Origin of the sequence: Devosia sp. (assembly GCF_028290645.1) — a bacterium.
GTDB lineage: Bacteria > Pseudomonadota > Alphaproteobacteria > Rhizobiales > Devosiaceae > Devosia_A.
On record NZ_JAQGJL010000196.1, the window covers coordinates 1 to 9,575 of the forward strand.

The 9,575-nt window shown below is 67.4% G+C and carries 8 protein-coding genes and 1 pseudogene; 6 read left to right on the top strand and 3 right to left on the bottom strand.

The window, feature by feature from the left end; genetic code table 11:
• The coding region (locus JWQ89_RS10860; protein WP_299640891.1) for a substrate-binding domain-containing protein at nt 1–833 on the top strand (833 nt) is incomplete at its 5' end.
• A gap of 207 nt (nt 834–1,040) precedes the next feature.
• Here the strand turns inward: JWQ89_RS10860 and JWQ89_RS10865 are convergent.
• Together JWQ89_RS10865 and JWQ89_RS10870 are read right to left on the bottom strand one after the other, a co-directional pair.
• Entirely contained in the window at nt 1,041–2,156 is a 1,116-nt protein-coding gene (locus JWQ89_RS10865) for an NAD(P)-binding domain-containing protein (RefSeq protein ID WP_299640893.1), read from the bottom strand.
• A 68-nt stretch (nt 2,157–2,224) separates the two neighbouring features.
• The gene (locus tag JWQ89_RS10870) at nt 2,225–3,130 is read right to left on the bottom strand and encodes a dihydrodipicolinate synthase family protein (protein ID WP_299640904.1); all 906 of its coding nucleotides are present in this window, start codon (nt 3,128–3,130) and stop codon (nt 2,225–2,227) included.
• Between the two features lie 210 nt (nt 3,131–3,340).
• Between JWQ89_RS10870 and JWQ89_RS10875 the strand changes: the two genes are divergently transcribed.
• Entirely contained in the window at nt 3,341–4,552 is a 1,212-nt protein-coding gene (locus JWQ89_RS10875) for an amidohydrolase/deacetylase family metallohydrolase (protein WP_299640895.1), read from the top strand.
• 90 nt (nt 4,553–4,642) lie between these two features.
• On the opposite strand, the gene JWQ89_RS10880 is transcribed toward JWQ89_RS10875, so the two are convergent.
• Complete coding sequence (locus JWQ89_RS10880; RefSeq protein ID WP_299640897.1) at nt 4,643–5,422, bottom strand: SDR family oxidoreductase; 780 nt, start codon at nt 5,420–5,422, stop codon at nt 4,643–4,645.
• A 178-nt stretch (nt 5,423–5,600) separates the two neighbouring features.
• Here JWQ89_RS10880 and JWQ89_RS10885 point away from each other — a divergent pair.
• From JWQ89_RS10885 to JWQ89_RS10900, 4 genes and pseudogenes are all read left to right on the top strand, one after another.
• Nucleotides 5,601–6,993 (top strand): annotated as a pseudogene (locus tag JWQ89_RS10885) (L-serine ammonia-lyase).
• Nucleotides 6,993–7,334 (top strand): hypothetical protein, encoded by a 342-nt coding sequence (locus tag JWQ89_RS10890; RefSeq protein WP_299640898.1) that lies wholly within the window; start codon nt 6,993–6,995, stop codon nt 7,332–7,334. Before JWQ89_RS10885 ends, JWQ89_RS10890 begins: the two are co-directional and overlap by 1 nt.
• A gap of 43 nt (nt 7,335–7,377) precedes the next feature.
• Nucleotides 7,378–8,928, top strand: coding sequence for an alkaline phosphatase family protein (locus JWQ89_RS10895; RefSeq protein ID WP_299640900.1), 1,551 nt, complete (start codon nt 7,378–7,380; stop codon nt 8,926–8,928).
• A 336-nt stretch (nt 8,929–9,264) separates the two neighbouring features.
• The gene (locus JWQ89_RS10900; protein ID WP_299640902.1) at nt 9,265–9,462 is read left to right on the top strand and encodes a cold-shock protein; all 198 of its coding nucleotides are present in this window, start codon (nt 9,265–9,267) and stop codon (nt 9,460–9,462) included.
• The last annotated feature ends 113 nt before the right edge of the window (nt 9,463–9,575 follow it).

Below are 9,575 nucleotides of genomic sequence, written 5' to 3' on the forward strand. Positions count from 1 at the left end.
CCACTTCCGAGTACGAATGCTTCTACACCGGCCCCGCCTCGACGTCCGATGAAGCCGGCGAAGCGCAAATCGTTCAGGACATGCTGAGCAAGTCGACCACCGTTGCGATGGCGATTTCGCCGTCCAACGCGCCGCTCATCGCCCAGACCCTCCGCACGGCCAACCCGACCATCCCGGTGATGACGCTCGACGCCGACCTCGCCAAGGAAGATGCGGCGCTGCGCAAGACCTATCTGGGCACCGACAACTACACGATGGGCAAGAAGATCGGCGAGTACATCAAGGCGGCGATCCCGGCCGGCGGCAAGATCTGCACCATCGAGGGCAACCCGGCGGCAGACAACATCCTGCGCCGCGCGCAGGGCATGCGCGACGCGCTGTCGGGCCAGGAAGGCCTAACGGCACTCGCCGGTGAAGGCGGCTGGACGGAGGTCTCCGGTTGCCCGGTGTTCACCAATGACGACGGCGCCAAGGGCGTGCAGGCGATGAGCGATATCCTCGCCGCCAACCCCGACCTCGTTGCCTTCGGCATCATGGGCGGCTGGCCGCTGTTCGGCGCCCCGCAGCCCTATCGCGACCTGTTCAAGCCGATGGCCGACAAGATTGCGAAGAACGAGTTCGCGATCGGAGCAGCCGATACGATCGGCGACGAAGTGGCGATCGCCAAGGAGGGCCTCGTGACCGCGCTGGTGGGCCAGCGGCCGTTCGAGATGGGCTACAAGGCGCCCGCGGTGATGCTCGACCTGATCGCCGGCAAGCCGGTCGAGGACCCGGTGTTCACCGGCCTCGACGAGTGCACCAAGGACACTGCGGACACCTGTATCCAGAAGTAGGGTTCGGACACGGAACGAAGAGGGGCGCCCCGGTGGGCGCCCTTTTTCTTGCCTGCCTCTGAGCTGGTGCGAGCCGACCCCCACCCCTGTCCCCTCCCCCTAAGAATGGGGAGGGAGACGAAAACACCGACTCCACCGGCAGCGTCTCCCTCCCCTTGTTGAGGGGGAGGGGACAGGGGTGGGGTCCACAGCCACCGGCCCACGCGACTACAACCCCAGCGTCCCCATCAACTCACTCGCCGCCGCCGAGCCCGCCCGATTGGCCCCGATGGTCGACGCTGACGGGCCATAGCCCACGAGGTGTATCCGCGGGTCCTTCGCCACCTGCGTCGCAAGCCGGCCACCCATCACGATGCCGCCCGACGGCTCCCGCAGCATCAGCGGCGCGAGATGATCGAGCGACGAGCGAAACCCGGTGCACCAGAGGATCACGTCGGCCCGCTGCTCGGTGCCATCGGCCCAGCGGATGCCGCTCTCGGTGATCTCGGCGAACATTGGCAGGCGCCTCAGCACGCCGCGCGCCTCCATCGCCTCGATCAAGGGACTGCGCGGCAGGCCGGTGACGGAAACCACCGAGTTCGGCGGCAGGCCCTGCCGCACCCGGTCCTCGACCAGTTTCACCGCCGCCCGCCCCGCCTCCTCGTTGAACGGACCGCTGCGGAACTCGGGCGGCCGTCGCGTCACCCAGGTGGTTATGGTCACCTGTGAAATCTCGTTGAGCAGCTGGATGGCCGAGATGCCGCCACCCACGATCACCACATGCTGGCCGGCGAACTCGGCGGCGGTGCGGTAGTCGCGGGTATGGAGCTGGCGGCCGCGGAATTTCTCCCGGCCCGGATAATCCGGGATATAGGGCGTCTGCCAGGTGCCGGTGGCATTGATGATGCCGCGCGCCGAGAAGGTCTCGCGGTCGGTCTCGATGCGGAACCGCTCGCCGCGCGCGCACACCACCTTGACCTTCACCGGCCGATAGACATTGAGCCCGAACTGCCTCTCGTACGCCGCAAAATACCGCGGCACGGCGACAGCCGCCTCGACGCTGTCGGCACTGGTATCGACCGCATCGGAAAACCGCATGCCCGGCAGGTCGTGCACCCGGTTGACCGTGCTGAGGGTGAGCGAGGGCCAGCGGAACTGCCAGGCGCCGCCCGCCTCGGGCGACTGGTCGAGGACGACGAAGCCGCGCCCGACATCAAGGCCGCGGTGCTTGAGGTAGTAAGCCGAGGACAGCCCCGCCTGCCCTGCCCCGATCACCACGATCTCGGTCTTGATCGCAAGGCCAGTGGGCAAAGCGCTTGGGTTGGCGATAGTCTCGGCGTCCATGCTGGGGGTCCTGAGCAATTGGCCCCAGAGGTAAGGCGCAGCGTCGCCGCCTGCAACGTCCGCCGCTGCTACCCCGGAAGCGCCGCCACCCGCTGGCGCAACTCGCCGAGCCTCGCCGGGTCGAACGGCATCAGCGGCGGGCGGACGCGGCTCCAGCCGGGATCGCCCGAGCGGTCGGCGAAGACGGCCTTGATGGTCGGGATCTGTCCGTAGGCGTTGAGCAGGGCCCGCGCCGCCTCGAGCCGCGTCTGCGCCACGTCGACCTCTGCGGCACGGGCAGGATCGGCGTGGTGATTGTAGACGGTGCGCAGCGCGCCCGGAACGAGGTTGCAGGTTGCCGTGATGCAGCCGGCGCCGCCGATCTTGAGGAAGGGCAGGAACAAGGGATCAGCACCCACCATCACAGCGAAGCCCGGATTGTCTTCGACGAGGCCCTGCATGTTGCCGTAATCGCCCGAGGAATCCTTGAGCCCGATGACGGTATCGGGGAAGGCGGCGATCAAACGCTTGACCAGCGGCCGGCTGAGCGGCACGGCCGAGGTCTGCGGGATGTGGTAGAGCACCACCTTCAGCCGCGGATCGGCGACCACTTCGATGATCCGCGCATAGGCAGCGAAGATCCCGTCATCGCTGACGCCCTTGTAGTAGAACGGCGGCAGCATCACCACCCGGGTGACGCCGGTGCCGAGCGCGTGCCGGACCAGTTCGACCGTATCGGGGATGGCAGCGACACCAACGCCCGGGGCCAGCTGCTCAGGGGTGACGCCGGCCGCGAGGGCGGCTTCGAGGATGGCCTTGCGCTCGGCGACCGAGAACGAGTTCGCCTCGCCCGTGGTGCCGAGCAGCGCGATGCCGTGGCAGCCATCGGCCAGGAGGCCGAGGCAATGCTCCCCGACCCGCTTCAGGTCGGGGCTGAGATCGGCGTTGAGCGGCGTGACCGCAGCGCAATAGACCCCGGATATGCCGAAACTCATCGTAACCCTCCTCGTGTCCCACGGATGGTGCACGAGGAGGCGGGCCAAGGGCAAGCCGGCGCCCAGGGGGCCGGTGCTGCCGACCAGCCAATCGGGGGTAAACGCGAGGAGGATGGGGGCAGCGGTGAACAGCCTCGGGATCATGCTTGCAGCCGAGCCATCGATCAACGAAAAGCGGGTGGCGGCGCCATATGCACCCGGAGACTATCGATGACTGAACCCGCCGTTGGACAAGGCTTCGACATCGTCCTCAAGGGCGGCCGCGTGCTTGATGAGCGCAACGGCGTCGACGGGCTGTTTGATGTGGCGATCAGGGGCGGCAGGATCGCTGCGGTGGGGAAGGACCTCGCGACCGCAGGGGCGAAGGTCGAGAATGTAGCCGGCGCCATCGTCGCGCCGGGGCTGATCGATATCCACACCCATGTCTACCACAAGGCGACTTCGCTGAGCGTCGATCCGGGTTTCATCGCGCGGCGTTCGGCGACCACGACACTGGTCGACGCGGGGAGCGCCGGGGCCGGGAACTATGACGGGTTCCGCGACTACGTGATGATCCACTCGCCGTATCGGATCCTGGCCTTCCTCAACATCTCGTTCCCCGGCATTTTCGGCTTCGACAAGGGCGTCTCGATCGGCGAGGCAACGCTGCGCTCGATGCTGCCGGTGGACCGGTGCGTCGCGAAGATCGAGGCCAACCGCGACCGCATCATCGGGGTGAAGGTGCGGATCGGCGGGCCGGTGACGGGGGAACTCGGGCTCGGCGCGCTGGAACTGGCGCTCGAGGCGGCAGAGGCCGTCGGGCTGCCGCTGATGACCCATATCGGCGGGCCGCCCCCGAGCTATGCCGATGTCGTCTCGATGCTGCGGCCGGGCGATATCCTGACCCATTGCTACCGGCCGGAGCCGAACTCGGCGCTCGGGGCGGATGGCAGGATCCTCCCCGAGATTGTCGCAGCGCGCGAGCGTGGCGTGCTGTTCGACATTGCCCATGGAATGGGCGCCTTCGGCTACGAGACCGCCGAGACGGCGCTGATGGCCGGCTTCCCGCCGGACCTCATTTCATCGGATGTGCATGTGATCGCGGTCGAGGGACCGGGGTTCGACCTGCTGCATACGATGAGCAAGCTGCTGAATTGCGGGCTGTCGCTGCCCGAGGTGATCGGCATGTCGACAAGCCGCCCGGCGCTGGCGATCCGGAAGCCGGAGCTCGGGCATCTCGGGGTCGGCGCGCCGGCCGATATCACGGTGCTGCGGCAGGTCGACAGCAATTATGTGTTCGAGGACGTGGTCGGGCTGAAGCGGCAGGGGACGACGCTGCTGCAGCCGGTATCGGTGTATCTGGGCGGCAAGGCGATGGAAGTCAGCCGCCGGCCGTTCGAGGAGCCGTTCGTCCTGGGCGGGCATCATGGGCATCATCACTGAAGTTGGGCAGGCGGCTGCCGCAGCGCCCCCTCTCCTTAGGGGAAAAGGGCTGGGGCGACGGGCCTTGCCCCGCCGGCACGTCGTGCCTGGTCAGAAATCTTCTAGCGTCAGCTCGCGCGCCATGACGATGTTGCCGGCGGTGAGCCCGCAATCGACCGGGATGGCGGCACCGGTCACAGCGCTCGCCGCGTCCGAGGCGAGGAAGGGGATCACCCGCGCCACCTCATAGGGCTCGACGATGCGGCCGAGCGGATACCAGCGCTCCAGCGTCTTCAAGACGTTCGGGTCCTTGGCCTTGCGCTCGTCCCAGATCGGAGTGCGCACGGTGCCGGGCAGGACGATGTTGGCGCGGATGCCGTAGCGGCCATATTCCTGCGCCAGCGACCGGGTGAGCGAGATCATGCCGGCCTTGGCGGCACTGTAGGCGGGGTCGCCGAGCGCCGAGAGGCCGTTGACCGAGCCGACATTGACGATGTTGCCCGCGCGCCGCTCCACCATCTGCGGCAACACTGCGCGGGCGCAGGCATAAGCGCCGTTGAGGTTGGCATCGATATCGTCGCGCCAGCCCTCGGGATCGGTCTGGCCCAGTGTCTTGTAGCGCGACACCCCGGCGTTGTTGATGAGGACATGCACCTCGCCGAAACCGGCGAACGCCGCCTTCACCGCGGCCGCGTCCGCTATATCGACGACCGCCGGTTTCACCGCGATGCCGTCCTTGCCCAGCGTATCGACGAGGTCGTGCACCCCCTCGCTGCGATCGAGCGCCGCGATGGTTGCGCCTTCCTCGCCGAAGAAGCGGCAGAGCCACTGGCCGATGCCGCCCGCTGCGCCGGTGATGGCGATGGTCTTGCCGGTGAATGCGCCGCTCATGAATGCTCCTTCGATACACTGGGGACGCGGTGCTCCGTTCCGTCCCGGGCGTCAGTTCATTTTCATAGGTGCACAGGGCGGGACATGGCAACCTGGCAAGCCGATGCGCCTGCCGCACGAACAGCAGACGTGCCATCGGGTTGCGGCTATGCTCGGCCCGCACCACATTTGAGGCCTGATGTTCCTCTCGGTATTCGACGTCTTCAAGGTCGGCATCGGTCCATCCAGCTCGCACACCATGGGGCCGATGAGCGCCGCGGTGCGGTTTCTCGACGAGATTCGCACCGGCGACTGGCCGCGGCCGCCAGGCGCGGTGGTCGCTGCGCTCAGGGTGAGCCTACATGGTTCGCTCGCCTATACCGGGGTCGGCCACGGCACCGGCCGGGCGGTGGTGCTGGGGCTCTGCGGGTTGCGGCCGGACCAGGTTGATCCGGACCGCATCGATGCGCTGGTGGCAGGGGTCGAGGCCGAGGGCGTGGTGCATCCCGAAGGGCACCCGGCCTATCGCTTCCGGCCGGCACACGACCTCGTCTATGACCGGAAGGAACGGCTCCCCGGCCACACCAACGGCCTGCAGTTCTTCGCCTATGATGCGGACGGCACGCTGCTGCTCCGCCGTATCTACTATTCGGTCGGCGGCGGCTTCGTCGTCAGCGAGGCCGAGTTCGAGCGCGGTCAGGTGCCGGTCGGCGGGGCGGCGGTCCCCTACCCTTTCGAGAACGCCGCCCAGATGCTGGACATGGCAGGCGCCTCCGGTCTCTCGATCGCCCAGATGAAGCGGGCCAACGAGGAGGCGCGGATCGGCCGCAGGGCGCTCGATGCCGGCCTCGACAGGCTCTGGGCGGCGATGGACGGCTGCATCGAGCGCGGGCTCCGCACCGACGGCATCATGCCCGGCGGGCTCAACGTCAACCGCCGCGCCAAGGCCATCCACGAACAACTGCGCGCCGCCTGGCAGCGCAACGAGACGAGCCCGCTTTTGGGCAACGACTGGCTCAGCGTCTTTGCCATGGCGGTGAACGAGGAGAATGCCGCGGGGAGCCGCGTGGTGACGGCCCCCGACCAACGGCGCGGCCGGCGTCATCCCGGCGGTGCTGAAATACCACCAGCAGTTCGAGGCCGGCGCGTCGCGCGCCAGCATGCACGACATGCTGCTGACCGCTGCCGCGATCGGCGGCATCATCAAGCACAACGCCTCGATCTCGGGCGCCGAAGTCGGCTGCCAGGGCGAGGTCGGCTCGGCTTCGGCAATGGCCGCGGCGGCGCTCTGTGCGGCCATGGGCGGCACTCCGGCGCAGGTGGAGAATGCCGCCGAGATCGCGCTGGAGCATCATCTGGGGATGACCTGCGACCCGGTGGCGGGGCTGGTGCAGATCCCCTGCATCGAGCGCAACGCCTTCGGCGCGGTAAAGGCGGTGACCGCGGCCTCGCTCGCCATGAAGGGCGACGGCACGCACAAGGTGTCGCTCGATGTCTGCGTCGAGACCATGCGCCAGACCGGACGTGACATGTCCGAGCGTTACAAGGAAACCAGCCAGGCCGGGCTCGCGGTAAATGTGGTGGCCTGCTGATGCCGAGCGCGACCTACGAGCTGTTTCGCCAGGCGATGGCGGCCAGAAAGCAGATTCTCTGCACCTACAGGGGACGGCGGCGCGAACTCTGCCCGGTCATTCTCGGGCACACCGGCGGTGAGGAGAAGGCGCTGACCTTCCAGTTCGCCGGCGAGAGCAACTCGCGCCTGCCGCCGGGCGGCGAATGGCGCTGCCTGTCGCTCGGCATGGTCAGCGATGTGACCCTGCGCGATGGTCCCTGGCACACCGGCAGCGGCCACGCGGCGCCTCAGGCCTGCGTCGACGTCGTCGAGTTCGACGTAAATCCCGACAGCCCCTACTTCCCGGCGCAGCGTCTCTAGGGCATCAAGGGGTGCCGCGACGCCCTGCCGAGAGAGCTGCCTGATGACCGAACGCCCCAATATCCTCCTGATCTGCGCCGACCAGTGGCGGGGCGACTGCATCTCCGGGCTCGGGCACAGGAACGTCCGGACGCCGAACCTCGATGCGCTGATGGCCGATGCGGTGACCTTCACCCGGCATTTCGGCCAGTGCACGCCCTGCGGGCCGTCACGGACGAGCCTCCTTACCGGCAAGTACCTGATGAACCACCGGTCCGGGCGGAACGGTACGCCGCTCGACCGGCGCCACACCAATATCGCGCTCGAGGCGCGGAAGGCCGGCTACGAGCCGGCGCTGTTCGGCTACACCGATACCAGCCCCGACCCGCGCGGCCTGCACCCGAACGATCCGGCGCTCACCGCCTATGACGAGGGGGTGATGCAGGGGTTCACGACCCCGCTCCACCTGCCCGAGGACATGGGCAAGTGGGTGGCAGACCTGATCGCCCGCGGCTACGACCTTCCGAACGGGCGCGACGACGTCTTCCGGCCGCGACCGGGCGTTGCCCGGCCCGCCGATCGCGGGTTCCGCTATGCCCCCACGCTGTTCAAGGCCGGGGAGAGCGAGACCGCCTTCCTCACCGACGCGTTCCTGAAATGGCTGCTGGTGCGCGAGGACAAGCCGTGGTTCGCGCATTTCGTGTTCTACCGCCCGCACCCGCCGCTGATCGCACCGGAGCCCTACAACGCGATGGTGCACCCGGCCGATGTCGAGTTCCCGGTGCGCGCCGCTTCGCCCGAGGCCGAGGCGAAGCAGCATCCGCTGCTCGATTTCGCCATCGATGCACTGCGCCAGCCCGGCGCCTATGACGAGCACAACCCGCTCGACATTGTCGCCGCCGACGACCTCGAGATCCGCCAGATGCGGGCGACCTATTACGGGCTGATCGCCGAGGTGGATGCGCAACTGGGCCGGATGGTCCGGCACCTCAAGGACACTGGGCAATACGACCGGACGCTGATCATCGTCACCTCCGATCACGGCGAGATGCTGGGCGAGCACTATGTGTGGGGCAAGGAAATCTACTTCGATCCGGCCTTCCACCTGCCGCTGGTGATCCGCGATCCCCGGCCTGAAGCGGATGCCGGTCGCGGGCGGCGCGTAGAAGCATTCTCCGAAGCGATCGACGTGATGCCGACGGTGCTCGACTGGCTCGGGCTCGAGATCCCGCGCGGCTGCGATGGCGCGTCGCTCCTGCCGTTCCTGAGGGGCGAGACGCCGGAGAACTGGCGCGACGCGGTGTTCTTCGAGCACGATTTCCGCGACGTGCGGACGCAGCGGCCGGAGGCGGCGCTGGGCATCGCGTCGGACCAGTGCGCCTATGCGGTGATCCGTGACGACAAGTACAAATACGTGCATTTCGCGGCGCTACCGCCGCTGCTGTTCGACATCGCCAGCGATCCGCACGAACAGGTCAACCTCGCCGATGACCCGGCTTACACCCAGGTGGCTCTCGACTATGCGCGGCGGCTGCTCGACTGGCGGCTGAGCCGCGGCGAACGGGAGCTCACCAACATGCATGTGGGCCCGGGCGGGCTGTTCGTCCGCCCCTAGCGCTGGGGCAGCGCTCTGGCGCAACTAGTCGCGGCAGCACCGGTGAAGGGCTGAACGAACACCTCCGCGAGCTCAAATATTCCTCGATGCGACGCGCCTCCGGGCCGTACGTACAAAGTCTCCAATTCCTCTCATTTGATCTATGCCCTTGATATTGGCGCATTTGACGCCCATATAGCGGCTGTACGTTACAGCCATCGTTGGCTTCTGATCGTCCGGCTTGCCGGTTGTTTGGTTTCCCTGATTTGCGAACGTCTAGACCCTCGCAGCGTGTCGCTGCGAAGGAACGAGTGCGTTCGCCCCATGGGCGCGGCCTCACAATCGAAAGTTACCGTCATGATCAATGGCACCGTGAAATTCTATAACTCCACCAAGGGCTTCGGCTTCATCGCCCCGAACGACGGCAGCAAGGACGCGTTTGTCCACGCCACCGCGCTCGAAGCTGCCGGCATCATGGGCCTCGCTGAAGGCCAGAAGGTCTCCTACGACCTCGAGAGCGGCCGCGACGGCAAGCTCTCGGCGACCAACCTGTAGCTCGCCTGATCGATCCGTCGGGCCTGCCCACGCGGCTGGCCCGACCCTCGCCTACCGTCTTCGGTCGAGGCGTCCTACACGAAACCCGCGCCACCAAGCCGGGTCGATAGAGA

What these genes read in the sequence shown, in the direction of transcription:
- JWQ89_RS10865 (WP_299640893.1), bottom strand. Translation starts at nt 2,156, where the DNA reads ATGGACGCCGAGACTATCGCCAACCCAAGCGCTTTGCCCACTGGCCTT.
- JWQ89_RS10870 (WP_299640904.1), bottom strand. Translation starts at nt 3,130, where the DNA reads ATGAGTTTCGGCATATCCGGGGTCTATTGCGCTGCGGTCACGCCGCTC.
- JWQ89_RS10875 (WP_299640895.1), top strand. Translation starts at nt 3,341, where the DNA reads ATGACTGAACCCGCCGTTGGACAAGGCTTCGACATCGTCCTCAAGGGC.
- JWQ89_RS10880 (WP_299640897.1), bottom strand. Translation starts at nt 5,422, where the DNA reads ATGAGCGGCGCATTCACCGGCAAGACCATCGCCATCACCGGCGCAGCG.
- JWQ89_RS10890 (WP_299640898.1), top strand. Translation starts at nt 6,993, where the DNA reads ATGCCGAGCGCGACCTACGAGCTGTTTCGCCAGGCGATGGCGGCCAGA.
- JWQ89_RS10895 (WP_299640900.1), top strand. Translation starts at nt 7,378, where the DNA reads ATGACCGAACGCCCCAATATCCTCCTGATCTGCGCCGACCAGTGGCGG.
- JWQ89_RS10900 (WP_299640902.1), top strand. Translation starts at nt 9,265, where the DNA reads ATGATCAATGGCACCGTGAAATTCTATAACTCCACCAAGGGCTTCGGC.